We start from the raw sequence: 24,452 nt of genomic DNA on the forward strand, positions 1-24,452 counted from the left end.
CGTCTATGCTTCAGGGGCCGATCGATCATCGGTATCCCGGCAACAGCGGCCGACCCAATACTTTCGTCATGGAGTAACTAGTTGACCTTCAGTCGTCGTGCGCGTGGGGCGAGCCTCGGCCTCGTCCTCGCGGTGCTGGCCATCCTCGGCGGTGCCGTCGTCACCGATGTGCCGCGCTGTCCCGAGCACTGCCGCACCGAGGCCGCCGCCCGCGACCCGCAGCCGGCACCGTCGAAGGATCCGGCCGCCGTCACGCTCACTCCTGCCGATGGAGCCACCAACGTCGACCCGCTGGGCGGGATCACCGCCGTGGCCTCCAGCGGCATGCTGACCCGCGTCACGATGGTCAATGACGCCGACAAGCCTGTGCCCGGTGTCGTCACCCCCGACTTCAAGACCTGGAAGCCCACCGTCCCGCTCGGATACGGACGCACCTACACCCTGACGGTTGACGCCCGCGGCCCCGGCGGTGTGCCGTCCGAACTGTCGTCGACCTTCCAGACCCTGGTGCCCAGCGACCAGACCGAGGTGTCCCTGACCACGCCGGCCGGTCATCCGCTGGACGGTGGCCGGTTCGGAATCGGCACCGTCGTCGTCGCGCACTTCGACGAACCCATCACCGACCGGGCAGCCGCCGAGCAACACCTGTCGGTCACCACCAACCCACCGGTGCGCGGATCGTGGTACTGGTTCGACGACCAGAACGCCCATTGGCGTCCGGAAAAGTATTACGCGCCAGGCACTTCGGTGAGCGTGCATGCCAATGTCTACGGCGTGCCGCTGGCCGACGGCTTGTACGGCGAAGAGGATTCCACGGCGACGTTCACCATCGGAGACGCGCACGTCTCCGTCGCCGACGACAACACCAAGCAGGTCAGCGTCTACGACAACGGGAACCTGGTGCGCACCATGCCGACCTCGATGGGCCGCGGTGGCTCGGAGACGATCGGTGACCAGACACTGACGTTCTGGACACCGCCCGGTGTCTACACCGTCATGGACAAGGCCAACCCGGTGATCATGGACTCGTCCACCTACGGCCTGCCGATCAACTCCCGGCTCGGCTACCGCGAGTCCATCCCTTACGCCACCCGCATCAGCCCTGACGGCATCTACCTGCACCAGCTGAATGCAACCGTGTGGGCGCAGGGCAACACCGACACCTCGCACGGCTGCCTGAACCTCAGCGACGAGAACGCCGCCTGGTTCTATGACTTCTCGGTGCCCGGCGACGTCGTCGAGGTCCGCAACACCGGCGGTCCGCCACTGAAACTGACCGAAAACGGCGACTGGACGCTGCCGTGGAGCGAGTGGCTCAAAGGCAGCGCGTCGCACTGAGTTGGCGACGGAAAAGTTAAATTCCGCTAATGATTGGATGTTTGCTGCAGCTGACGGCCGCGTCAGCTGTCGTCAGGTGACACGACAGGCCTGTAGGCGTCTATGATCTCAGGCGTCAATGGTGACGCCGGCAACTCATCGTCGACCAGTTCTGGAGTGATTTAGGTGGTCTTTTCCCGTCGTGCGCGCACGGCAAGCCTGGTCGTGGGGGTGTTACTCCTGGGTGTCCTGGTGAGTGACGTCGCCGGGCTGCCCGGCTGCCGCGACGGGTGTAAGACGGCCACCGCCACCGCCCAGGTGCAGTTGCCGCCGGCACTGCCGAAGCCGCCACTGCTCGGCGTCGCGCCGCAGAACGGCTCGCAGGACCTCAGCCCGCTGAGCCGGGTGTCCGCCCAGGTGGTCGGCGGCAACCTGACCAATGTGTCGTTGGTCGACGATTACGGCAAGACCGTGCCCGGGGCGTTGTCGCCGGACGGCTCGTCGTGGCAGCCGACCGGGCCGCTCAAGTACGGGCGCACGTACACCATGCAGGTGGCCAGCCTGAGTGCCAGCGGTGTGCCGCTGGCACGGACCACCACCTTCACCACCGCATCGCCCGACAACCTCGTCGATGTGTACCTCGAGACGCCGGGTGGTCTGCCGATCCACGAGGACATGCGCTACGGCATCGGCACGATCATCGCGGCGCGGTTCGACGAGCAGATCACCGACAAGGCCGCCGCGGAACGCAACCTGGTGGTGACCACCAACCCGCCCGTGCAGGGATCTTGGTACTGGGTAGACGACAAGACCGCGCACTGGCGGCCGGAGAATTACTACCCGCCCGGTACCGCAGTGAGCGTGTCCGCCAACATCTTTGGGGTGCGCCTTGGCGACGGGTTGTACGGCGACGCAAATGCCAAGGCCGGTTTCACCGTCGGCGATGCGCACGTCACCATCGCGGACGACACCACCAAGACCGTCAGCGTGTTCGACGGCGGCAAGCTGGTTCGGTCGATGCCCACGTCGATGGGCAAGGGTGGCTACGAAACGATTGCCGGACGGGACTTTTCGTTCTGGACGCCGCCGGGGGTCTATACGGTGATCGACAAGGCCGAATCGGTGACGATGGATTCGTCGACCTACGGTCTGCCGGTGGACTCGTCGATGGGCTACAAGCTGAAGATCCCGTATGCCACCCGGATCAGCACCGACGGCATCTATCTGCACCAGCTCAACGCGACCACTTGGGCGCAGGGCAACACCAATGTCTCGCACGGCTGCCTGAACCTCAACGGCGAAAACGCGGCCTGGTTCTACAACTTCGCCCAGCCCGGTGACATCGTCCAGGTCAAGAACACCGGCGGCCCGGCGCTGAAGATCTGGCAGAACGGCGACTGGACCCTGCCGTGGGGCGACTGGCTGAAGGGCAGTGCGCTCACGCCCAAGCCGTAAGGCTTGTTTCGGTTCTGGCTTCTGACAGGTTGGCCGGAGCCCGTAGTAGCGCAGCGCTACTTCTCTTTGACTGTGGGCTGATGTGCCGCGGGCGTCGGGCCCATGGCATTGGCGTCGTGTGATGCGGCTCACATCAGGCGTAGCGTGGAAAGCGTCTCTAGAAGGAAAGGGAGGCGCGATGAAGGGTGCATATCGCGATCCGATTGATCACTCCCGAACAACTCAACCCCATGCCGGCGAATCGTTCGTCGACACACTGTGGCTGCCCGGGTTATTCCTGATCGCCCTCGGGGTGATCGGCTTCGCCGGCATCATCGCTGCGCTGGCGTACAACCACCATGAGCTGCTGTTGATGCTCGGTTCGGTCGCGGCGGGCCTGCTGATCGTGGGCGCGCTTCTGATCATGGCGGAGCATTCCCGAGTGATGCGCGTGGAGCGCCGCTGGTTCGCGGAACATCCCGACCAGGCGCGCTAACACCACACCGCTTAGCGGGGGTTTTCGCGTTCAAGCGCTCGGGCATTGCCCGGGCGTGGAGTCGCCGTGTGGGCCCAGAACGCGGCGCCACGTGCAAATTCGCGCTCATCGCATTTGCTGATAATTTCCTGAATGTCAATATTGAGGTCACGGTTGTGAATCAGTTCACACCCCGCCATTGCCCTTATTTGGCGCTGTGAACAGTATTTATACCGAATCGACTCCCTGTGTCCTGCCAGAGCCGCGGTGCACGCCCTAGCGATCCCCTAACCCCCTAATGGGGATTGCTGGGATATCCCGGTACTACCTGTATCGGGTAGGGGACCGCGCCCCGTTTCTCAATGCGCGTGTTCTTCATAGCGTGATCAGTAATCACCGGAAGGAACTCCCATGGACAACCTGATCCAATTCATCCTCGACCTGTTCAACAACGAATCGGCCGCCCAGAACTACGTCGCAGACCCGAACGCGGCGCTGGCCAACGCGGGCCTGGCCAATGTCAGCCCTGAGCAGATTCAGTCGGTTGCGGCCTCCGCGATCCCGGGCCTTGAGCTCGCCGGGGCGGACCCGGTGTCCGGCCTGGCACAGGCGCTTTCGAACCAGTACGGCTTTGCGCCGGTGGAAAATGTTGCGCCGGGCTTCCTGTCGGCCCCCGGCGTGGCCGCCAACGTGATCGACAACCAGGGGCTGGATCTCGGCGTCGACGGCGGCTCCTCCTTGGCCGGCGCGGTGAGCGACGGGTTCGGCGTCGGCCTGGGCGAAGGCCTTGGCGCCGGGCTGGGCGCGGCGCTCGGCGGCGGTGCCGAACTGGGCGGCGCGACCGGCGTTGGCCTGGGCACCGGCGTCGGCGGCGGTTTTGGTGGCGGTTTCGGCACGGGCGGCGGATTCCAGTCCGGCCTGGGTGCCGAGATGGGCGCCGGCTTCGAGGCCGGAATGAGCGTTGAGGTCGAAGCGGGCTTCCACGCCGGTATGGGTGCTGAGGTCGGCGGGGGCACCGAATTCGGTGGCCAGACCGGGCTCGGTCTGGGAACCGGCCTTGGTGGCGGTTTCGGCACCGGCGGTGGTTTCCAGACCGGTGGTGGATTCGAGACCGGGCTGGGCGCTGAGATGGGCGCCGGGTTCCACACCGGAATGGGTGCGGAGCTCGGTGGAGGTGCCGAGTTCGGTGGCCAGACTGGGGTTGGTCTGGGCACCGGCTTCGGTACGGGTATCGGTGCCGGTGGTGGCGCTGAGCTCGGTGGCGGATTCCATTCCGGCGTCGGCGCCGAGATGGGCTTCGGCGGCGAATTCGAAGGCGGTGCCGAGCTCGGCGGGCACAGCGGGCTCGGTGTCGGCACCGGGTTCGGTGCCGGTGGTGGCGCCGAAGTCGGCGGTGGTTTCCACGCTGGCGGCGGTGCCGAGGTTGGCGGCGGTGCGGAGCTCGGCGGTCGCACCCATGTCGGCGGCGGCGCTAACATCCACGAGCACAGCGGGTTCGGGGCTCAGGGCGGCGGCCAGTTCGGTGCCGGCGCCCATGCCGGCGGCGGCCTCGCGGCCGGCGGCAACACCCAGTTCGGCGGCGGTGCGCAAATGCACGACCGGGCTCGCGTCAGCGACGCCGGCACTGGGATCGACGCCGAACGACGCGCTGCGTTCAACGGCACGGCGAGTGCCAGTGGTGGCGCCGCCGCCAACGTCGGAACCGGCTTGAGCGCGCAGGAGAACGCGAACTTCAACAGCACGTCCAACGTTGGCTTCAGCAGCCCGCTGGGCGGTGCCGGCTTCAGCAACCAGACCGCTGCCGCAGGCGGCGGGGCCATCGGCCTGGGTGGCGGCGGCCTGACCGCGGGCGGCAACACCGCGATGAGCAGCACGACGGCCGCGGGTTTCAGCACCCCGCTGGGCGGTGTGAGTGCGTCCGCGAGTGCACAGGCCGCCGCGAGCAACACTGCGGCAGTGAGCTTCCTGCACAATGACGGTGCGGCACTAGGTGGGCAGACCAACCTCGGCGGCGGCTTTGGTGGGCAGACCAACGTGGGCGGCGCCTTCGGTGGCCAGACCAATGCGGGTGGATCGGTCGGCGGGCACACCAACGCCGAGGCGGCCTCGGTGATTGACGCCGGCGGACACACCGGAATCACCACTGGCGCCGGCATCAGCGGTGGCACCAATGCCTCCGCGGGTGGCAGCGCCAGCTTCCTCAACCACGAGGCAACGAGCCTGAACGTCCACAACTCGGTCCAGGCGGCAGGCTCGGCGACCGGCGGCGCGTCGGCAGATCATGTGACCGCGGGTGGAAACAGCGCTGTCCAGAACGCCTTTGGCGGTCAGGCCGACATCCTCGGCCACGACACCGCGGCACTCGGCGGGCAGGGCACGGTCAACACCGGAGCCAGCACCACCGCGACGACGACACCGCATGGCTCGGCGGCGGCCCCTTCGCAGGGCAGCGTCATCCACACCGATGGCTCCACGGCCGCCGGCGGCGCGGTCTCGGCCGGGTCCAACGGCGGCTCGGTGATCACCAGCTCGCAGGGCAGCGTCAACGCGGGCGGCTCGAGCTCCTTGGGCACCACGCATGACTCGGCAACGGTCGACCAGCACGCGGCCATCGACTCCTCGAGCCATGCGGCCGCCGTCACCCCGGCTCCGGAGCACTCGACCGTCGATCAGTCGGCGGCTCATGCGAGCACCGACTACTCGAGCCACTCGCTGTACGACACAAGCGACAGCGCCACCGCGCACAGCCCGGCGAGCACCGATGTGGCGTCGCACAGCCAGCTCGACCACCACGTGGGCTTCTGACCCGAAGACCTGACACAAATCGGTGGGGACCCCATGGTCCCCACCGATGTGTTTGTGCGGCAGCCTAGTCCGAGATCTCCGCGAACTCCGCGGCCCGCGCCAGCGCATGACGGGCGTACGCGCGCACGTCGGCGTCGGTGTCATCCAATGCCGCCAGCAGTGCATCGTGGGCGGTGGGCTGCGCGACCCACCCGGTCAAACCCAGTACCGCTGCCTTGCGCACATCGAGGTGGGGGTCGATCAGAGCGCGGGACAGGAGGTCCACCGCCGGATCGCCCGCGCCGGACAATGCGCGGACGGCGCCGACCCGGATCTGCCACGCGGTGTCGCGCAGTGCTCGTTCGATGAGCGCCAGATCGGATTCGCCGCAGCCGATCTCACCTAGCGCGGCCAAGGCCGCGGCCCGCACCAGTGGATCGGGATCGCCGATCAGTGTCCGGACGGTGCTGGGCCCGTTCGCCAGCGTGCCCAACCCGTTGGCGACGGCGATGCGCACCTCGCGGTTCTCGTCACCGGCAGCCGACGCCACCCCGTCGACATCGTCCACGGACACCAGCGCGCGTACCGCCTCAATCCGCACCCGGTGATCAGGGTCGGCCAGCGCCGCCCGGAAGCTCGCGCCATCACCGACCCGCCGGAAACTGAGCAGGTAGATCGCCGAACTGCGCACCACGGGATCAGGCGAAGTTACAAGATGTTGCGCTGCAACCGGTTCGGGCAACACCTCCACCAGTTCACGCACCCCGTCGGAGGCGGCACGCCGCACGCCCGCGTCGTCGTCGGCCAACGCCGCATACAGCGCATCCGCATACCCGTCGCAGAGGTGCTCGGTGAGCGCCACGACCGCGGTACGGCGCACGGCGGGATCGGCGTCGGCGAGGAACTCTGCGAGGTCGTCGAGCGACGGCGACTCCAGCGCCAGCACCGCTGCGATACGCGGGGACGGTGGCTGCGCCGGTGTCTGCGCCACGGCCGTCCTGGGTGCCGAGGACTGGCGGTCACGGGCGATCGCCGGCTGCTCCACCGGGATGGGTTCTGTTCCGCCGGTAGGCAAATCGTCGAGCCCCGGCACGGGCACGAAGTACGCGGCGACGGGCCGCTTGAAGAACTCCATGGTCCCGTCGACGCTCTTGCGCAGGTTCAGGTGGTAGCGCCAGTTCACATCGTCGCGATCGGGCACATCGGACCGGTCGTGATAGAGGCCCCAGCGGGATTCGGTGCGGGTCAGCGAGGACCGGGCGGCCATCTCCGCGCAGTCGCGGATGAAGGACACCTCAACCGAGCGCATCAACTCGTGCGGCGTCCTGGCACCCATTTGTTCGATCTCGTCGTGCATCCGCTCGAAGGTATCGACCGCGATCGCCAGCTTGGTCGCCGTCTTCGGCGGCGCCACATAGTCATTGACGAAGCGCCGCAGCTTGTACTCGACCTGCGGTTGTGGCGGCCCGTCGGGATGCTGTAGCGGCCGGTACACCAGCTCATGCGCCTCGCGCAGCTGATCACCGGGAAGGTCCTGCGGCGCTTCCAGGTCGGCCAGTGTCGAGGCGGCGTGTTCGCCCGCCAGGTCGCCGTAGACGAAGGCGCCGATCATGTAGTTGTGCGGCACGCACGCCAGGTCGCCTGCGGCGTACAGGCCGGGCACCGTGGTGCGCGCGTGCTCGTCGACCCAGACGCCGGACGCGGAATGACCACTGCACAAGCCGATTTCGGAGATATGCATCTCGATGTCATGGGTCCGGTAGTCGTGCCCCCGGTTGGCGTGGAACGTGCCGCGGGTGGGGCGCTCGGTGGTGTGCAGGATGTTCTCCAGCGCAGTGAGCGTCTCGTCGGGCAGGTGCGTGGTCTTCAGATAGATCGGACCCCGCGCGGACTCGATCTCCCGCTTGACCTCGGCCATCATCTGACCCGACCAGTAGTCGGAATCGACGAACCGGTCGCCGTCGGCGTTGACCTGATAACCCCCGAACGGGTTCGCGACGTAGGCGCAGGCCGGGCCGTTGTAGTCCTTGATCAACGGGTTGATCTGGAAGCATTCGATGCCGGACAGTTCCGCACCGGCGTGATATGCCATCGCATAACCGTCGCCGGCATTCGTCGGATTCTCGTATGTGCCATACAGATAGCCGGACGCCGGCAGTCCAAGTCGGCCGCACGCTCCGGTCGCAAGGATCACCGCTTTGGCGGCGACCGCCACGAACTCGCCGGTGCGGGAGTTCAGCGCCGCCGCTCCGACCGCACGACCACCCGAGGTGAGCACCCGAACCGGCATCAACCGGTTCTCGATCTGGATCCGCTCCCGCATCGACTTCTGTCGCAGCACCCGGTAGAGCGCCTTCTTGACATCCTTGCCTTCCGGCATCGGCAGGACGTAGGACCCCGACCGGTGCACGCGACGGACCGCGTACTCGCCGTGCTCGTCCTTCTCGAACTTGACGCCGTAACGCTCGAGTCGCTGCACCATCGCGAAGCCGCGGGTCGCGGTCTGATAGATGGTGCGCTGGTTGACGATTCCGTCGTTCGCACGGGTGATCTCGGCGACGTAATCCTCAGGCTCGGCCTTGCCGGGGATGACGGCGTTGTTGACGCCGTCCATCCCCATCGCCAGCGCTCCCGAGTGGCGGACGTGGGCTTTCTCCAGCAGCAGCACCCGGGCGCCGTGCTCGGCCGCGGTCAGTGCGGCCATCGTGCCGGCGGTGCCACCACCGATGACCAGCACGTCACAGTCCAGGCGGGTGGTGTCGGCGAGGTCGGGAATCTGCATCAGGGGAACTCCGGGGTATCCAGTGCGGCGATGACCTCCGACCGCAGCGCACTGCGATCGGCGAGGGCTTCGCGTGGGGTGGGAACGTCGAGAAGGGCACGCAGCGGTTGACCTGCTCGCCCCAGCACCGCGATGCGATCGCCGATGAGCAGGGCCTCGTCGACGTCGTGCGTGACGAAGACGACGGTGGTCGGATGGGCGCGCCAGGTGTCGATCAACAGTTTTTGCATGCTGGTCCTGGTCTGGGTGTCCAGCGCCCCGAACGGCTCATCCATCATGACCGCCCTCGGCGCGCCGGCCAGGCCGCGCGCCAGCTGCACCCGCTGGCGCATGCCGCCGGACAGGCTCTTGGGCAAGTAGTGCTCGAACCCGGACAATCCGACGTCGGCGATCCAGCGTCGCGCTTCCTCAGCGCGTTCGGATCGCGGTGTGCCGGCCAGCTTGAGTGCGAGTTCGACGTTGGATTGCACTGTCCGCCAGGGCAGCAACGCGTTGTCCTGGAACACAAGGGCCCGGTCGCGGGAAGTGGTGCGCACCGGTTGCCCGTCGGCGAGGATCTCGCCGGAGTCGGGGCGGAGCAGCCCGGCGAGGGCTCGCAGCACTGTCGACTTACCGCAGCCGGAGGGCCCTGTCAGGACGAGGATCTCGCCCGGCCGCGCCTGCAGATCGAGGCGGCTGATGATCGGGCTTCCGCCATAGCTGAGCACGATATCGCTCAGCTGCAACGTCATTCCGGCAGGAGGTGCGAGCGTCATCGTGCATTCTCCTCGCCGCGCGGCAGCCATCGCGTGACGCGGCGGCCGAGCAGTTCGACCGCGGCGGAGGTGGTGAACCCGAGGATGCCGATGGTGATGATGCCGACGAAGACCTCGGGGTAGGCCAGCACGGTGTAGGCTTGCCAGGTTCGGTAGCCGACGCCGAGTCGCCCGGAGATCATCTCCGCGGAGATCACACAGATCCACGCGACGCCGATGCCGACGGACAGCCCCCCGAACACTCCGGGCAGGATGCCCGGCAGGACCACGCGAACCAGTACATCCCATCGGTTGCCGCCCAGCGTGCGCACCGAGTCCTCCCAGATCGTCGGCAGGGCGCGTACGGCGTGCCTGGTGCTGACCATGATCGGGAAGAAGGCGGCAAGGAAGGTGATGAAGACGATTCCCGCTTCGTCACTGGGGAACAGCAGGATCGCCACCGGCACGATCGCGATGGCCGGAATCGGGCGGGCCAGCTCGGTCAGTGGTCCGAAGACATTGGCGAACGTGTCGGAGCGTCCCAACAGGATGCCCGTCACCACCCCGACCACCGCCGCCAGCGCGAACCCCGTCAGGATCCGGATCAGCGACTGGCCGAGGTCCAGCCAGTACTCCTGCACGGCAATCCGTTTGGTGAATGTGCTGGCGATCTCGGTCACCGTCGGCAGCGTGTCGAAGCGCAGCCAGAACCGGACGTGATTGGCCGTGAGCAGTTGCCACAGCAGGATCGCCGCCGCCACCGACGCGATCCGCATCACCCACGCCCGCCACGCGCGCGGCCGAGACACGGCCGCCGCGATCGGGGCGAGGGTGACGTCGGCCAGCGGGGCGGCGACGACGGGCTGGGCGGTCACACCGCACCGGCCAAGGCCTGTTGATAGTCCACCACGGCCGCGCCGGGATGTGCGGCGATATAACGCTGGGCGCCGGCATCGGTGTCGAACGGCAGGAAGTTGGTGTCGCTCCCAGGGGAGTGCACCCACACCGAATGGTCGGCGAACCACCGGGTGCCCAACTCGGCGTCGGGCACGTAGGCGGCGATCACCTTCTCGCCCTTGGCGTTCGCGTCACGGATGGCCCGCAGCAGGCAGCCCGGGTTGGCCGCCGGTTGGGTGGTGGTGTGACCGTCGATCCACAACTCACCGGCCAGCGCGGGGTCGGTCACGGCCACATTGCACACCGGGTCTTGCCCGCTGACCGTTATCGGGTTGGCGGTCGCAGCGACGGCCGAGTCATAGTTCAGGTTCCGGTCGGCAAATGCCTTGCGCAGCGGCCCGTCCACGACGAACTGGTCGATGTTCAGGTCAGCGAAGTCCCCGATCGACTTCAGATACGGCACATCGCTTTTCAGTGCGTCGATCAGCGATGGCTTCAGGGTGGTGTCAAAGGAGACGGCTCCACCGGGTCCGTTGTAAAGGTACACAACTTCTTGGGGCAGGCCGGTGTCCTGCGCGACGAGCTGCGCTGCCTCCAAGGGCTTCTGATGAAGGAAGTCGGTGGCATCCAACTGGGCCTGCAAGAACGCGTCGAGCACCTCGGGGTGTTGGCCGGCGTAGTCGCGGCGCACCACCACACCGTGGAAAGTCGGCACGTTGAGCTCGGCTCCGTCGAACAGCAGCCGCGCCTTGTTCTGGAAAGCCAGCAGCCCCGGCCATGCGACGAACTGGGCGAGTGCCTGCACCTGACCGGATTCCAGCGCCGACGCACCGACCTGGGGCTGCTGGTTGAGCACCTCGACCCCGGTCTTCGGGTCGATACCCGCCTTGGTCAGCGCCCGCACAAGGGTGCCGTGACCGGCCGACCCGACCGAGGCCGAGACTTTCTGACCGGCCAGATCGGTGAGGGTATGAGCGGGTGAATTCGGTTTGACCACAACCATATTCAGCGCGCCCTTGGCGTTGTATCCGGTGACCGAGACCAGCTCGGTCTTGGCACGCTCATTGGCCTGGGTCTTGGATCCGTTGATGAGCAGCGGGTAGTCACCCATCGAGCCGATGTCGATCTTCTCGGCCAGCATCTGCGCCGTGATCGGTGCTCCGGTGTCGTAGTCCTGCCACTGCACCGTGTACTTCACGTTGGTGCGCTTCGTGATATCGCCGAGTCGCTGTTCGAAGAAACCCTTGGCTTTCAGCAGGGTGCCTGCGGTGACGGTGTTGATGGTCTTGGACTGGTAGCCGATCACGACGGTGACCTCACCGGCCGCGGGGGCCTTGGAGTCCAGCGAGCAGCCGGCAGAGGTCAAGACGAGGGCAGCGGCCAACGCGACCGCAAAGCGGTTTTTCATGGGTGTCTTTTCTGGAGTTGGGCGATTCGGCGGATGAGTCAGCGGAGGAGGTAGGGCATATTGACGGTGACCGCGCCGGTTGGACAGCGGGCTGCGCAGGGGCCGCAGTACCAACACTCGTCGACATGCATGAAGGCCTTGCCGTTGTCCGGGTTGATGGCCAGCGAGTCGAGAGGGCAGATGTCCACGCACAGGGTGCATCCTTCGATGCACAGCGACTCGTCGATCGTCACCGGAACGTCGACCCGATTGTTGACCAATGTCATGAGAACTCCCTGATGAGGTTGCCGCGCAGGGTGATTCGGTCTCCCCGCATGCGGATGTATTCCAGGTCGACGGGCCGGCCGTCATCGAGGTGGGTCAGCCGTTCCAGTAACAGCACCGGCGCGCCTTCAGGCAGCTGCAGGATGGCTGCCGAGTGGGCGTCGGCGGGCACCGCCTCTACAGCCAGGCTCGCCGAGCCCAGCCGTTGCCCCGTGACCTCTTCCAGGAGCGCGAAGATGTCGTTGGTCTCCAGCGCCTGCGCGACGACGTCGGCTCCGACATCGGGTGCCAGGTAGGTCTTGTCCAAGCTGAGCGGAAGATCCCCGAGGAAACGCAGCCGCTCGACGAACAACACCTGCTCACCGGGTTCCAACCGCAGGCGGCGCGCCACCGCGGGCGGTGCAGCCACCCACATCGCCGCCCGCACCTCGTTGCGGACTTCGCCGTAGCTCTTGAACGTCTCCTTCAATCCGACGAGCGCGTCCAGGCCGTGGTCGTATTTGCGGATCGCGACCTGGGTGCCGACTTTCGGGCCGCGGTCGATGAGCCCTTCGTTCTTCAGCGTGGTCAGCGCTTCACGGATGGTGTTGCGCGAGACGCCGAACTCGACGGACAGCTCGGCCTCGTTAGGTAGGCCTTGCGGGTATCCGCCAACGTGGATTTGGTGGCGTAGGACATCGGCGACGAGGCGAGCGTGATCGGCCCGCGCACGGCGGATCGGCACCGACTCGGCGTCGCTCATCGCATCCTCCTGCCTGACGAGGTCTTCGCAAAACACGGTAAAGCCGCTGCGGGTAGCCACCAGCCGGACTGTCATTTCGGTGCTGGCGAGGACCGGTATTGCGCCGGTGGGAAGTGCTTGAGACCAGGCGAAACCGGTCATCCACCGGGTATTGCGCCACCAATGCGACGAGGGGCGCAGTTCTGATCGTGCTGAGCCGAAAGCTGGGGTCGCCGGATGGTCAGCGGCCGGTGCGCCGTACGTGGTCCTCCACGCACCGCACGAAGGCCTCGCAGGCCGCGGATCGAACCGTGCCGATGGGTGCGATCAGGTTGACCTGCCGATGCAGGTTGGCGCCGACCACTGGGCGCAGTGCGAGGTTGGCGTCACCAGCGGCGCGCGACGCGGCCACCGATTCCGGCAGCAGTGCGACTCCGAGGTCCTTGCGGACGAACTGGATCACCTCGTCGACGCGGGTGACTTCGAAGGCGACGCGGCGGGGCACACCGGTGAAGCCGCGGTCGGTTTCGTGGCGTAGACCGTATCCGGGCGGGAAGTCGATGAACGGCAGGTCGGCAAGTTCGGTGAGCGCCAGCGAGGCCTTGGCCGCAAGCGGATGCGCAGCGGGCAGCACAGCAACCAGTGGCTCGCTGAACAATTCGGTGCGGGTCAGGCGGACCCCGGCACCCGACACGTTCGAACCCACGATCGCGGCGTCGAGTTTGCGGTCGCGGATCGCGTCGATCAGCAGATCACTGCCGCCGCTGCGCAGGGTGACGCTGACATCGGGATAGCGGGCATGGAAGGTCGCCATGAGTGCGGCGACGTCAAGGCTCTCGGAGGGCACCTCCATCATCCCGACGGTGAGCCGTCCGCCGATGGTGCCGCTGAGAGCCTGCGCGTCGACTGTGATCTTGTCGACGCCGGCGAGCACCTGTTGAACCGCCGGCATCAACGCCTCGCCGGCCGGAGTCAAGGACACCGATCGCGTGGTGCGCTCGAACAGCTGCACCCCGAGCTCATCTTCGAGCTTGCGAATCTGTTGGCTCAGCGCGGATTGCACGACGAACACGCTTTCGGCAGCCTTGGTGAAACTCTGGGTCTCGGCCAGAGCCACCGCGTACCGCAGCTGCTGCAGGTTCACAGATAAATCACTTTCAGTAATTAATCGCATCATATCTATGAACTGGACTGGTAGGTGCAGGTGGAGCGAGAATTGCGCCGTGTCCGTCCCGGCTTCCCTCGACGCGTCGGTGGTTCGCGTCTCGGTCCGGCCGCAGCCGGCGATCCAAGCCAACGACTGCTCCGATCCCGAGGTGGCCTTGCGGGTCACCAGCGAACTCGACGCTCTGCCGTTCCTGGGAACGCTCACCTGCGATACCGACGAAGTCGTTGCCGGGTCGACGCGCGAGCTGGTCTTCATCTACACCGTAGGGCGCTCCGGTATCGCCGACAGCGGCTGGCTCAAGCTGTGCTTCCGCTACTACTCGGACTGGGACCTGCAGACGATCGATCCGCAGGGGCGCGACTACGCCTCCGCCCGGCTGCTGCATCGCTCCCGAGCCGGCGGCGCGTCCGAACAGGGGACGGCCACCGTGCAGCGCCTCGACGTCAAATACGACATCAAGGGTGGTGAGCGTCCGTTCCAGAAGTCGCTGCTCATCCATGCTGTCGACGGCTACCTGCGACCCGGCGACATCATCGAAATACGGCTCGGTGACCGCACATTCGGCGGGCCTGGAACCAGAGTGCAGACGTTCGTCGAGGACGAGTTCGAACTCCACCTCTTCGTCGACGCGCTGGGCACCTCGAGGATGGCTCACGCCGGTGTCAGCCGGCTGGCGGTGGTGCCGGGAGTTCCCGAGCGACTTATCGCCCACGGTCCGAGGGTGATTCGCGCCGACGCGCCGGCCGCAGTGTTGCGCGCCCATCTGCAGGATCGCTGGGGCAACGTCTGTCGCGACGTCGCGGCGACCGTTGACGCGTCGGTCTCCGGTCTGAGGCTGGCGAGTGCGGCGACCCCGGTGCAGGGCTGGGCGTGCGCGACGCTGTCTGTTCCCGCTGAGTCCGCCACCGTCGACGTTGTCGCCGATGTCCAGGGCGTCGGGCACCTGCGAACCAGCTCCCACCTGGATGTCGTCGATGAATTCCCATCACCAAGAGCGCTTTTCAGCGATCTGCACGTGCATTCCAACGACACCGTCGGGACGCAGAACACCGACTGGAACCTGGCCTTCGGCCGGGACGTCGGCGCGCTGGATGTGTTGGGGTACACCGCCAACGACTTCCAGATCACCGACGAGGCGTGGGCCGACGTGGTCTCCGCTTGCCGGGAGGCGACCGAGGATGGCCGGTTCGTCTGCTACCCCGGCGTGGAATGGTGTGGCACAGCAGGAGTCGGTGGAGACCACAACGTGGTGTTCCTCGGCGAGGACACCACGCTGGCCCGTTCCCTGGAGTGGCATCAGGGCATGGCAAGCAAAGACCTCGTCCCGCAAGCATGGCCGATCACCCGGCTCTACGCCGCCTATGACCACGACCCGGAGTCCTATCTGCTGATCCCGCACGTCGGCGGCCGGCGTGCAGTCCTGGATTGGCACCACCCGGAACTCGAGCGTCTGATCGAGGTGCACTCCGCATGGGGATCCAGCCCGTGGTTCTACGAGGACGCACTGGCCAAGGGATTGCGGCTCGGGGCCAGCGCCGCCAGCGACGAGCACCGCGGACGGCCAGGCGGCGGCAGCCCGGGAGCGAACATTTTCGGCGGGCATGGCGGGCTCACCGGCGTGTTGGCCCCCGAGTTGACCCGGACGGACGTCGGGCGCGCGCTGCGGGGCCGCCGAACCTGGGCCACCACCGGCGCCCGCGCGGTAGCACTGCTGCGCTCGGGCGATCACTGGATGGGCGACGAAATCAGCACGGCCGAAGCCGAATTGGCAGCCGATTACGCCCTCTACGGCACGGCCGGCTGGGAGGAATTGGAGATCCGCGACAGCGCCGGGATGTTGTGGCGGCGCGACTTCCACGCCGAGAGCGGCTTCGCCGACACGTTGGTCCGAGTGCGCTGGGGTGGGGCGCGCCATCGCGACCGCTACCGGTGGGCGACGTGGACCGGACGACTGCGGGTCACCGGAGCCGGCATCGAGGACGTAACCCCCTGGGCGGCGACGCACCCGGAGCAGCGCTTCGATCCTATTGCCGACGGAGTCTCCTGGCAGACCACCACCTACGGCAGTGATATCGGTGTGGTGCTGCGCCTCTCGAGTCTTGAGGAAGCCCGGCTGGATCTGTTCACCACGGTGATCGAGGATAATCTCGAGACGGCGTTGACGGTCAGTGGACGCCAACTGATCGATGACGGGCACCACGAGGTGACCGTCGGTGGCCTGAACCTGACGGTCCGAGTCGAGCGCATGGCCGACCCGGCCACCTTGCCTCTCACCGCGACCGGTCATCTGGAACTCGGCCTGCCGCAGGCCGATTCGGCCGTCTATCTGCGGGGCCGCCAAGCCGACGGTCATCAGGTCTGGACCAGTCCGCTGTTTGTCACACGGCCGGATCGAGCACAGGGATGACGCCGGCTCTGCGCTGTCACCTCACCCGGCGGCTGCACATCGACCTGCAGCGTGTCATCGCCGCCGCATGTCCCGATGCGCATCTCTGCGCCCGCTGACACTCAAAACTCCACGGCCCCTTTTCCTCACGCCGGCATCGATCGGGCGTGACTCTTCCAGCCTTTACTGAACTCCCCAAGGAGACACCATGCCGCGACGCATATACATCTATCGGGCGGTGCTGGCTCTCGCCGTGCTCGCGACCGCCCTGTCCGGATGCGGACACTCCGCCCCGGCCACGGATTCCGCCCAGAAGGTCACGCTGCGGCTGGGCTATCTGACGCGTGTCACCCACGCCTCCGCACTCGTTGGACTCGACAAAGGCTTGTTCACCAAGAATCTCGGGCCCGATGTCACCCTGGACGTCAAGCCGTTCGGTCAAGGCACCGAAGAGGCCACCGCCTTGCTGTCCGGTCAGCTCGACGCGGCCTACGTCGGGCCGAACCCGGCGTTCAACGCGTGGCAGAAGTCGAGCGGCACGGCCATCAAGATAATTTCCGGATCTGCCACCGGTGGGACGACTTTCGTCGTCAAGCCTGGCATTCAGACGGCTCAGGACCTGCGCGGCAAGACGCTGGCCGACCCGGCGTTGGGCGGCACACAGGACGTGAGCCTGCGGAGTTGGCTCAAGGACAACGGCCTGCAGACCAAACCCCAGGGTGGCGGCGACGTCTTCATCAAACCCACCAAACCCGAGTCGGCCATCATCCCGGCGTTCACCGCGAATCAGATCGACGGCGCGATCGAGTCCGCACCCTATGACGTCCAGCTGGTCAAGGCCGGCGGTGTACCACTGTGGTCGGACCCCGGCACGATCACCATTCTGGTGGTGCGGCAGGAATACCTCCAGGCCCATCCCGACGTCGTCTCCGGCCTGCTGAAGGGCCAGGTCGAGGCCAACGATTTCATCCATGACAACCCGGACGCGGCCGCGCAGTCGGCCAACAATACCCTGGCCGGTGCGCTGGGGAAGGGGCTGGACCCCGACGTGTTAAAGGCGTCGTTCCAAGAGACGACATTCACCAATGACCCGGGTGCGGCGTCGCTCAAAGACCAAGTGCAGAAGGCGGTTTCGGTCGGTCTACTCGATCCGCTGAAGCTCGATGGAATATTCGACCTGCAGCCGTTGAACGAGATTCTGAAGGGGTCCGGGAAGCCACAGGTCGATGCATGACGAGCCCGACGTTCACGACATTGCCTGAACAGCACCCGCTGGCGGCGGCGGCCGTTCGCCTGACGGAGGTGTCCAAGAGCTATCGGCAGGGCCGGTCGGTCTTGCAGGCGCTCGACGGCATCTCGCTGACCGCTGGTGCCGGTGAGTTCGTCTGCATTGTCGGAGCGTCGGGCTGCGGGAAGAGCACCCTGCTGTCCCTGGTGGCGGGCCTGGATCAGGCCTCGTCGGGAGAGGTGTTCAGCGGGAAGCGGCGACCGGCCTTGATGTTTCAAGAGCCGGCGCTGTTTCCCTGGTTGACGGCGGCACGCAATGTCGAGCTGCCGCTGCGGGCCAGGGGGGTACCCAAGCGACAGCGCCGGGAGCGGGTTGCCGAGCTGCTGCACACGGTGCGGCTCGGTGAATTCGCCGATGTCCGCCCGCATCAGCTCTCCGGCGGGATGCGCCAGCGGGTGGCACTCGCGCGCGCGCTGGCCCAGGACGCGGACGTCCTGCTGATGGACGAGCCGTTCGGCGCGCTCGATGCCATCACCCGGGACCATCTGCACACCGAACTCGAACGGGTCGTCGCCGAATGCGGACTTACCGTCCTGTTCGTGACGCACAACGTTTCTGAGGCGGTACGGCTGGGGGACCGGGTGGTGCTGCTGAGCAGCCGGCCCGGGCGCGTCATCGCCGAGGTGCCGGTGCCCGTCGAGCGGCCCCGGCGAAGCAACACCACCGACGTGGCGGCGCTGGCGGCGGTCATCACCGAGAAGCTCCAGGTGGCGGAGGCCGGCAATGGTCAGCACTGAAACGCGGCGGCAGCCAACGGTGCGGAACTTCGGCCGGCCGGGCCGCTCGCTGTGGGCACCGCTGCTGGGAGTGGCGACGGTCCTTGCGGCGTGGCAAATTGTCTACCTGAGCGGATGGAAGCCGTCCTTCGTACTGCCAAGTCCTGCCACGGTATTGACGGAACTGTGGGATCAGGCCCAACACCGGGTGCTGTGGGAGGCCATCGGGACGACCATGAGCCGGGCGGTGATCGGGTTCGGCCTGGCTCTGGTGATCGGCACGGCACTTGGCGTGGTGATCACCAGAAACCGATTGCTGCGCGCCGCTTTCGGGCCGGTCATCACCGGCCTACAAACCATGCCGGCCATCGCGTGGTTCCCGTTCGCCATCATTTTCTTCGGCATCACCACGTCGGCGATTCTGTTCGTCATCGTGATCGGCACGGCTCCTGCTATCGCCACCGGCGTCATCGCGGGCGCCGACCACATCCCCCCGTTGCTGCTTCGCTCCGCCAAGAGCATGGGCCTGCGCGGTGTCGCGCTCTATCGGCACCTGATCCTGCCGGCCTCGTTGCCGATGTTCGTCGCCGGGCTGAAACAGGGTTGGGCATTCGCGTGGCGCAGCCTGATGTCGGGCGAGCTCGTCGTGATCGTCACCAACACCGCCTCGATCGGGGTACTGCTCGAAAACGCGCAGAACTTGACGGACATGCCGGCCGCGATCGCGATCATGATCGTCATCCTGGTGCTGGGCATCGTCATCGACGCGTTGTTCAGTGCGGCAGACAAGGTGATTCGCCGGCGCTGGGGCCTGGTGGACGCAGCGGATTCATGACCACGACAGAGGAGTTCCCTTCGTGACGGCAACGTCGGCATCCAACGAATTCAGGCTCTGGGCCTTCGGTGACGCGCACGTCGGCACCGACAAGCAGTTCGGCCGCAGCAGTCTCGCCGAAGCGATTTCGCAGTCGGAGTTCGGCGGGGCCGAAGGCGGCCCGCCCTTCGACTGGGACATCGCCATCGACGTGGGTGACATGTCCGGCGCCCACCACAGCCTGCCCGACGACACTGAAGGCGAAGAGGTGCGAAAGCAGTTTGCCGCGCTGCGAACCCACCGCCGCGAAGATGTCTACAGTGTGAGCGGAAACCACGACCGGAGTGGACTTTCCGAGTCGGAGGCCTGGTGGTGGCAGAAGTGGATCGACCCACTGGGTGAGCACACCGAAACCTCGGGCGTCGATTCTGCCGCACGGCAGTACCCCGTGACGGGTACCTGGGAGCGGTACTCGTTCCGGGTGGGGAACTTGCTGTTCCTGATGATGAGCGACCGCAACGAACCCACCCAGACTGTGGGGCGCGGCACGCTCGGCGGCAATCCGGGAGGCGTGGTCAGTGGTGAGACCTTCGACTGGTTCAAAACCATGGTCGACGACAACCCCGACGCCATCGTCATCGCGGTGCACCACTACGTGCTGAAGGACACCACCGTGGCCTCAGGCGAATGGGAGGGGGTACGCAGGAACGCGGCCGGCGCCTGGGAGGAGCACTACCATCGGCCCTTCGGCGAAGGAACGCCACAGGGCGCGTCGTACCTGTACTGGGTTGACAGTAAACCGGATTCGGCCGCGTTCGAAGACTTCCTGGCCGCGCGGCCGGGGCGGGTCCAGATGTGGCTGGCCGGACACACGCACACCAACCCCGACGACAATCACGGCGGCAAGACACATATCGAACAGCGCTGGGGCACATGGTTCCTCAATGTCGCATCGTTGAGCCGCCATCACATGCCACGCACCACACTGCCGATCAGCCGGTTGCTCACCTTCACCCCGGGTAGCGCCGATGTGCGGGTGCAGTGCTATCTGCACACCAGTCAGCACGCGCCGCAGGGCTGGTACCCCAAGGCGGAGCGCATCATCCAGCTGAACCGGCCCTTCGTCAGCGGCTAGGACATGCGGTGGGGGACATCGGTGATCAGGCCGCCGTCCATCACGAACTCCGAGCCGGTGGCGTACGAGGACTCGTCACTGGCCAGGAACAGTACGAACGTCGACACTTCATAAGGCTCACCGAGGCGACCCATCGGCGCGGCCACCAGGTCGTCGGGCATGTGGGCGGTCATCGGGGTCCGGATCATCCCCGGGTGCAGTGAGTTGACCCGAATATTGTTGGTCGCCAGCTCGAGTGCGGCCGATTTGGTCAGTCCGCGGATGGCCCATTTGGAGGCGACGTAGCCGTGGTTCCCCGGTGTGCCGCGCATAGCCTGGATGGACGACATGTTGATGATCGAACCGCCGCCGGCAGCGGTCATCGGCTCGATCACCGATTTGATGCCGAGCATGGTGCCCGTCAGGTTGACGTCGATAACCCGTTGCCAGCGTTCGCGTTCCAGGTTCTTCAAGGTTCGCCGGTAGACGATGCCGGCGTTGTTCACCAGGACGTTGAGGATGCCGAACTCGCGCAAAGTCAATGCGACTGCCGCCGACCAGTCCTCGGGATCGGCGACGTCGAGGTGGATATAGCGGGCGGCGTCGCCGAGCTCGGCGGCTATCGCCGCGCCCTCCTCGTCGAGCACATCACCCAGGACCACCTTGGCGCCTTCGGCGACCAGCAGCCGGGCGTGCGCGGCACCCATCCCGCGAGCGGCCCCTGTGATCAGGGCGACCTTCCCCTCGACGCGTCCCATGGGCCGCACGGTACCCGGCCACCGGCTGGAGCAGGTATTACTTGGCCGCTAGCTGGGACCAGGTGTCCAGCACCTGCTGGTAGGCCTCTGGCGACACCGCGATCGACCCGACGAACGGATGCTCCATCGCGAACGTCAGGTAGAGAACGAACGCCAGGAGCGAGCCGGCGAGCGCGATCAGTACCCCGTGGACGAGGGTGTCGGGTGAGGTGAACATGTAGGTGAACAGCAGCATGACGGCCCCGCCCCCGAGCAACAACACCCACAATTCGTTGGGGATCTCGGATTGGCCCCCGGCGATGCGGGTCTTGCGGGCGTGGCCGAGCTCGTCGAGCCGGGTGATCGATTCTTGGTAGAAGGAGATCTCGCGCTCGGAAACCGGTTGCACGCCGAGGAAGTCCTGCCACACCTCGGTCAGGTGGTCCGATTGCTGTTCGATCATCTCGCCTTGCCGCATTCTCGGAAACTCGTCGGTCACAACATCGTTGGTGTAAGCGATCAAACTCTGCTGCAGTGTGGCCCGGCTGGCTACCGGCAGACCCGCCGAATCGCGCAGGAGCTCGGAGATCGCGGCGGCCTCGGCTTCGGTGGCCTTTTCGGCCTCGTTGAACTGCTCCCACACCACGACGACCACAAAGGCGACCAAGACCGCGTACAGCACGCCGGCAAGGTTGAAGATATGCCCCGCCACGCCACTTGTGTCGGCCAGTCGCCGCTGCGGAAGGAGCCGTCGTGACACCACCAACCCCAACACGGCGAAGCTGACGGTGATGATGACGACCACCAACCCGACCAAAGGTGCGGGCAGCTGCAGAAGCCAGATCATCACTATTTTGTTACCGAAGCGTTCGCCCGCCAAACGGTGCCGCGTTGGCTAAGGTGAGCGGCTGTGCTGGAGGTGATCGACAAGGGCGGGCCCACCGCCACCCGAAAGACGCCGCTGCTGTTCGTGCATGGTGCCTTTCACGGGGCGTGGTGCTGGGACGACCACTTTCTGGACTACTTCGCAGACCGCGGCTACCACGCCCTCGCACTGAACCTGCGCGGCCACGGCGGCAGTCCGTCGCCGGCGCCGATCAACGAGTGCGGCGTCTTCGACTATGTCCAGGATGTGCATACCGTCGCCGGTCGCCTGCCGGTGGCACCGGTGGTCATCGGACACTCGATGGGCGGCTTCGTGGTGCAGAAGTACCTGGCCGTTCACAGTGCGCCCGCCGCGGTCCTGGTGGCCTCGGCGCCGCCGACGGGGATCGCTGCCGCGACGGTGCGGGTGGCCTGCAAGAACTGGCGAGACTCGTTGAGCACCCGATCATTCCGGCGGCCGTTGGATTTCTTTGCCGCACCGGGTGTTTCACGTAAGACGTTCTACAACCCGGCCACTCCCGACGAGGTCGTCACCGCCTGCACCGCACGGCTGGGGCCCGAGAGCGTCCGCGTGCTATACCGCGATCTGCTCTACCGCCGCCTTGCCCGGCCCAAGCGGGTCACCACGCGGATGCTGGTACTCGGCGCCGAGCTCGACGGCTTCTTCACCCCACGGGAAGTGGCGGCGACCGCACGGGCCTACCGCACCGAGCCGGTGATGTTTCCGGCCATGGGTCACAACATGATGCTCGAGCACGGCTGGGAAGCCGTCGCCGACCGAATCGACCGGTGGCTTGGGGAAACCCTTAGCTGACGGGGTGGTTAGTTTTCCGCTGGAATGGGAACCCACACCCGCACCCGAACAGAGGAGACCTTTATGTGGCACAGCGTCGTGCTGGCGGCTAGCGACAACATCGAAGCCGCGGGCTTCATCCTGCGGGGCATCAAAGGCATCTTCGTCGCCATCGGCAGCATCATCGCCGCTGTCGTCTGCGCCGTCATCGCCGGAATCAAGGGGCGAAACCCGTTCGGCTGGGGCATCCTCGGATTGTTCTTTTCCATCCTGACGCTCATCGTCATCATCGTGATCCCGAGCAAGAAGTCTTAGCGCCGCCGAGCGTGGGGTTTGTCGTCGAAATGCCGCGGGCGCCTGAGTCACCGATAGCCCGCACGGTCGGTGGCTCAGGCCTGAAATCCCGATAGCACGGCCTGCACGCCGACATCCCAGCGGCGGTTGACTGACGCTGCCGACGTGCCCAGCCACCGGCCGGCCTCCTGGACCGCCAAACCCTGTGCCAGAGCGAGCAGTACGTGCGCGATGTCCACTGGATCGCCCGCGAGCAAGCCGCCGTCGATACACCGGTGCACCTTGCCGACGAGGATCTCCCGCACCGTCGGCGCGGCCGCCAGCTGTTCGGGATCAGGGTCGAGGTCCTGGAACGGCCGGCTGAACATCACCCGCGCCAGCGGCGGGTACTTCAGGCAGAACCGGCGGAACACCGGAATCACCGCTTGGAGGTCGGCCAGCGCGTCCGTGGTCTCTGGGATGGCGATGAGCTCAGTGCCCAGTCGGCGAAATCCCTCGAAGAACACTGCGCGGAGCAGTCCGTCCTTGTCGGAGAAGAGTTCGTAGACCGCGGGCACTGAGGTACCGGCGCGTTCGGCCACTCGCCGGGTGGTGAAGCCGGACATGCCGTCTTCGCACAGCGTGCTCACCGCCACGTCGACCACCCGGTCGCGCAGCTCGGGAGTGCGCTGCTTGATCCTGGGCACGGACTACGACAGTCCGAACTCGGAGCCGATGTTCTCGATGCCCTCCCGCATTGCGTCCAGGGTGGCCTGCCGCGTGCGCAGCTTGCTCGCCACGTGCGCGCCGGCGTTCAGAGTAGTGAACTCGCGGGCCGCTTCTTCGGCACGCCGCAGCACCAGGTCGTTCAGGACGATCTCGTCGATCCAACCGCCGGCCAGGGCGGTGTCGCCGAGGAAGTTCTTGGCAAGTCCGACCGCCTGTTGGTAGGCCGACGGGGTGAGACGAAGGCGCATGATCTCGAGCGCAGGGTAGGGCAGGACCATGCCGATTGCCACTTCATTGGCCTGAAAGTTGTACGTGGGACCAGCAATTCGATGGTCGGTGCTGCAGGCCAGGAACGAGCCCATGGCGATCGCGTGGCCGGTGATCGCCGCGACGACGGGCTTAGGGAATGACAGCAGCCGATGGGACAGGTTGAACCCGGCCTGCAGCATCTCGATGGAGGCCTGGATATCGCCGGAGCGGAACACCTTCAGATCGAAGCCGCCGCTGAATACGCGCTCGTTACCGGCGATCACCACCGCGCCGGCGTCTTCACCGAGGGCGCGGTCCAGGTTGTCGTTGATCTCTTGCAGCATGGCCGGGCTCAGCACGTTCACCTTGCCGTCGTCCAGTGTGATCACCGCGATCGCGTCGTCCTTGCGATAGCTGACCGCTCCACTCATGGATGCTCCTTCGCCGCAGCGCCGATTTTCGTATCGACGTTACGTAACGAAGT

22 protein-coding genes are annotated in these 24,452 nt (G+C 66.3%); 11 read left to right on the top strand and 11 right to left on the bottom strand.

Annotated features, from left to right (window positions below; translation table 11 throughout):
* The first annotated feature begins 81 nt into the window (after positions 1-81).
* The 4 genes from CG716_RS19975 to CG716_RS31155 all read left to right on the top strand — a co-directional run bounded on the left by CG716_RS19975 (position 82) and on the right by CG716_RS31155 (position 6,031).
* Positions 82-1,338 (top strand): L,D-transpeptidase, encoded by a 1,257-nt coding sequence (locus CG716_RS19975; protein WP_094482780.1) that lies wholly within the window; start codon positions 82-84, stop codon positions 1,336-1,338.
* Between the two features lie 165 nt (positions 1,339-1,503).
* A complete protein-coding gene (locus CG716_RS19980; protein ID WP_094482782.1) occupies positions 1,504-2,772 on the top strand; it encodes a L,D-transpeptidase in 1,269 nt (422 codons plus the stop codon).
* A 178-nt stretch (positions 2,773-2,950) separates the two neighbouring features.
* Positions 2,951-3,247, top strand: coding sequence for a protein UsfY (gene usfY / locus CG716_RS19985; RefSeq protein ID WP_094482784.1), 297 nt, complete (start codon positions 2,951-2,953; stop codon positions 3,245-3,247).
* Between the two features lie 390 nt (positions 3,248-3,637).
* Positions 3,638-6,031 carry an IniB N-terminal domain-containing protein gene (locus tag CG716_RS31155; RefSeq protein WP_094482786.1) on the top strand — a complete coding sequence of 798 codons (2,394 nt, stop codon included), beginning with the start codon at positions 3,638-3,640 and terminating at the stop codon, positions 6,029-6,031.
* Between the two features lie 64 nt (positions 6,032-6,095).
* Here CG716_RS31155 and CG716_RS19995 read toward each other — a convergent pair whose 3' ends face one another.
* The 7 genes from CG716_RS19995 to CG716_RS20025 form a co-directional block, all read right to left on the bottom strand.
* Positions 6,096-8,792 carry a fumarate reductase/succinate dehydrogenase flavoprotein subunit gene (locus CG716_RS19995; protein WP_207760727.1) on the bottom strand — a complete coding sequence of 899 codons (2,697 nt, stop codon included), beginning with the start codon at positions 8,790-8,792 and terminating at the stop codon, positions 6,096-6,098.
* The gene (locus CG716_RS20000; protein WP_094482790.1) at positions 8,792-9,523 is read right to left on the bottom strand and encodes an ABC transporter ATP-binding protein; all 732 of its coding nucleotides are present in this window, start codon (positions 9,521-9,523) and stop codon (positions 8,792-8,794) included. The genes CG716_RS19995 and CG716_RS20000 overlap by 1 nt, the downstream gene beginning before the upstream one ends.
* Before the next feature lie 20 nt (positions 9,524-9,543).
* On the bottom strand, positions 9,544-10,401 hold the full coding sequence (locus tag CG716_RS20005) for an ABC transporter permease (protein WP_420093208.1): 858 nt from the start codon (positions 10,399-10,401) through the stop codon (positions 9,544-9,546).
* Positions 10,398-11,831: an ABC transporter substrate-binding protein gene (locus tag CG716_RS20010; RefSeq protein ID WP_094482792.1), complete on the bottom strand. Its 1,434-nt coding sequence runs from the start codon at positions 11,829-11,831 to the stop codon at positions 10,398-10,400. Before CG716_RS20010 ends, CG716_RS20005 begins: the two co-directional genes overlap by 4 nt.
* Positions 11,832-11,869: 38 nt before the next feature.
* The gene (locus tag CG716_RS20015; RefSeq protein ID WP_094482794.1) at positions 11,870-12,097 is read right to left on the bottom strand and encodes a 4Fe-4S dicluster domain-containing protein; all 228 of its coding nucleotides are present in this window, start codon (positions 12,095-12,097) and stop codon (positions 11,870-11,872) included.
* Positions 12,094-12,837, bottom strand: coding sequence for a GntR family transcriptional regulator (locus CG716_RS20020; RefSeq protein WP_094482862.1), 744 nt, complete (start codon positions 12,835-12,837; stop codon positions 12,094-12,096). Before CG716_RS20020 ends, CG716_RS20015 begins: the two co-directional genes overlap by 4 nt.
* A gap of 220 nt (positions 12,838-13,057) precedes the next feature.
* Positions 13,058-13,960 (bottom strand): LysR family transcriptional regulator, encoded by a 903-nt coding sequence (locus CG716_RS20025; RefSeq protein WP_094482796.1) that lies wholly within the window; start codon positions 13,958-13,960, stop codon positions 13,058-13,060.
* Between the two features lie 142 nt (positions 13,961-14,102).
* Between CG716_RS20025 and CG716_RS20030 the strand changes: the two genes are divergently transcribed.
* The 5 genes from CG716_RS20030 (at position 14,103) to CG716_RS20050 (ending at position 20,323) form a co-directional block, all read left to right on the top strand.
* The gene (locus CG716_RS20030; RefSeq protein WP_420093210.1) at positions 14,103-16,391 is read left to right on the top strand and encodes a CehA/McbA family metallohydrolase domain-containing protein; all 2,289 of its coding nucleotides are present in this window, start codon (positions 14,103-14,105) and stop codon (positions 16,389-16,391) included.
* Positions 16,392-16,578: 187 nt separating this feature from the next.
* Positions 16,579-17,604 (top strand): ABC transporter substrate-binding protein, encoded by a 1,026-nt coding sequence (locus CG716_RS20035; protein WP_094482800.1) that lies wholly within the window; start codon positions 16,579-16,581, stop codon positions 17,602-17,604.
* Entirely contained in the window at positions 17,601-18,395 is a 795-nt protein-coding gene (locus CG716_RS20040; protein ID WP_094482802.1) for an ABC transporter ATP-binding protein, read from the top strand. The genes CG716_RS20035 and CG716_RS20040 overlap by 4 nt, the downstream gene beginning before the upstream one ends.
* Positions 18,382-19,209 carry an ABC transporter permease gene (locus CG716_RS20045; protein WP_094482804.1) on the top strand — a complete coding sequence of 276 codons (828 nt, stop codon included), beginning with the start codon at positions 18,382-18,384 and terminating at the stop codon, positions 19,207-19,209. Before CG716_RS20040 ends, CG716_RS20045 begins: the two co-directional genes overlap by 14 nt.
* A gap of 22 nt (positions 19,210-19,231) precedes the next feature.
* Positions 19,232-20,323, top strand: coding sequence for a metallophosphoesterase family protein (locus tag CG716_RS20050; protein WP_094482806.1), 1,092 nt, complete (start codon positions 19,232-19,234; stop codon positions 20,321-20,323).
* Here the strand turns inward: CG716_RS20050 and CG716_RS20055 are convergent.
* The gene (locus CG716_RS20055; RefSeq protein ID WP_094482808.1) at positions 20,320-21,060 is read right to left on the bottom strand and encodes a glucose 1-dehydrogenase; all 741 of its coding nucleotides are present in this window, start codon (positions 21,058-21,060) and stop codon (positions 20,320-20,322) included. The genes CG716_RS20050 and CG716_RS20055 overlap by 4 nt on opposite strands.
* Before the next feature lie 37 nt (positions 21,061-21,097).
* Positions 21,098-21,886: a bestrophin-like domain gene (locus CG716_RS20060; RefSeq protein WP_094482810.1), complete on the bottom strand. Its 789-nt coding sequence runs from the start codon at positions 21,884-21,886 to the stop codon at positions 21,098-21,100.
* Positions 21,887-21,949: 63 nt separating this feature from the next.
* Between CG716_RS20060 and CG716_RS20065 the strand changes: the two genes are divergently transcribed.
* Together CG716_RS20065 and CG716_RS20070 are read left to right on the top strand one after the other, a co-directional pair.
* Positions 21,950-22,738 carry an alpha/beta hydrolase gene (locus CG716_RS20065; protein ID WP_094482812.1) on the top strand — a complete coding sequence of 263 codons (789 nt, stop codon included), beginning with the start codon at positions 21,950-21,952 and terminating at the stop codon, positions 22,736-22,738.
* A 63-nt stretch (positions 22,739-22,801) separates the two neighbouring features.
* Positions 22,802-23,032 carry a deoxyribodipyrimidine photolyase gene (locus CG716_RS20070; protein WP_094482864.1) on the top strand — a complete coding sequence of 77 codons (231 nt, stop codon included), beginning with the start codon at positions 22,802-22,804 and terminating at the stop codon, positions 23,030-23,032.
* A 74-nt stretch (positions 23,033-23,106) separates the two neighbouring features.
* On the opposite strand, the gene CG716_RS20075 is transcribed toward CG716_RS20070, so the two are convergent.
* The gene (locus CG716_RS20075) at positions 23,107-23,697 is read right to left on the bottom strand and encodes a TetR/AcrR family transcriptional regulator (protein ID WP_094482814.1); all 591 of its coding nucleotides are present in this window, start codon (positions 23,695-23,697) and stop codon (positions 23,107-23,109) included.
* A 3-nt stretch (positions 23,698-23,700) separates the two neighbouring features.
* Positions 23,701-24,399: a crotonase/enoyl-CoA hydratase family protein gene (locus CG716_RS20080; RefSeq protein ID WP_094482816.1), complete on the bottom strand. Its 699-nt coding sequence runs from the start codon at positions 24,397-24,399 to the stop codon at positions 23,701-23,703.
* Between the last annotated feature and the right edge of the window lie 53 nt (positions 24,400-24,452).

Origin of the sequence: Mycolicibacterium sphagni, assembly GCF_002250655.1 — a bacterium.
GTDB lineage: Bacteria > Actinomycetota > Actinomycetes > Mycobacteriales > Mycobacteriaceae > Mycobacterium > Mycobacterium sphagni.

Excerpts from the sequence above, each read along its gene's own strand:
- usfY (WP_094482784.1), top strand. The coding sequence starts at position 2,951 with ATGAAGGGTGCATATCGCGATCCGATTGATCACTCCCGAACAACTCAA.
- CG716_RS31155 (WP_094482786.1), top strand. The coding sequence starts at position 3,638 with ATGGACAACCTGATCCAATTCATCCTCGACCTGTTCAACAACGAATCG.
- CG716_RS19995 (WP_207760727.1), bottom strand. The coding sequence starts at position 8,792 with ATGCAGATTCCCGACCTCGCCGACACCACCCGCCTGGACTGTGACGTG.
- CG716_RS20000 (WP_094482790.1), bottom strand. The coding sequence starts at position 9,523 with ATGACGTTGCAGCTGAGCGATATCGTGCTCAGCTATGGCGGAAGCCCG.
- CG716_RS20010 (WP_094482792.1), bottom strand. The coding sequence starts at position 11,831 with ATGAAAAACCGCTTTGCGGTCGCGTTGGCCGCTGCCCTCGTCTTGACC.
- CG716_RS20015 (WP_094482794.1), bottom strand. The coding sequence starts at position 12,097 with ATGACATTGGTCAACAATCGGGTCGACGTTCCGGTGACGATCGACGAG.
- CG716_RS20020 (WP_094482862.1), bottom strand. The coding sequence starts at position 12,837 with ATGAGCGACGCCGAGTCGGTGCCGATCCGCCGTGCGCGGGCCGATCAC.
- CG716_RS20035 (WP_094482800.1), top strand. The coding sequence starts at position 16,579 with ATGCCGCGACGCATATACATCTATCGGGCGGTGCTGGCTCTCGCCGTG.
- CG716_RS20040 (WP_094482802.1), top strand. The coding sequence starts at position 17,601 with ATGACGAGCCCGACGTTCACGACATTGCCTGAACAGCACCCGCTGGCG.
- CG716_RS20045 (WP_094482804.1), top strand. The coding sequence starts at position 18,382 with ATGGTCAGCACTGAAACGCGGCGGCAGCCAACGGTGCGGAACTTCGGC.
- CG716_RS20055 (WP_094482808.1), bottom strand. The coding sequence starts at position 21,060 with ATGGGACGCGTCGAGGGGAAGGTCGCCCTGATCACAGGGGCCGCTCGC.
- CG716_RS20060 (WP_094482810.1), bottom strand. The coding sequence starts at position 21,886 with ATGATCTGGCTTCTGCAGCTGCCCGCACCTTTGGTCGGGTTGGTGGTC.
- CG716_RS20070 (WP_094482864.1), top strand. The coding sequence starts at position 22,802 with ATGTGGCACAGCGTCGTGCTGGCGGCTAGCGACAACATCGAAGCCGCG.
- CG716_RS20080 (WP_094482816.1), bottom strand. The coding sequence starts at position 24,399 with ATGAGTGGAGCGGTCAGCTATCGCAAGGACGACGCGATCGCGGTGATC.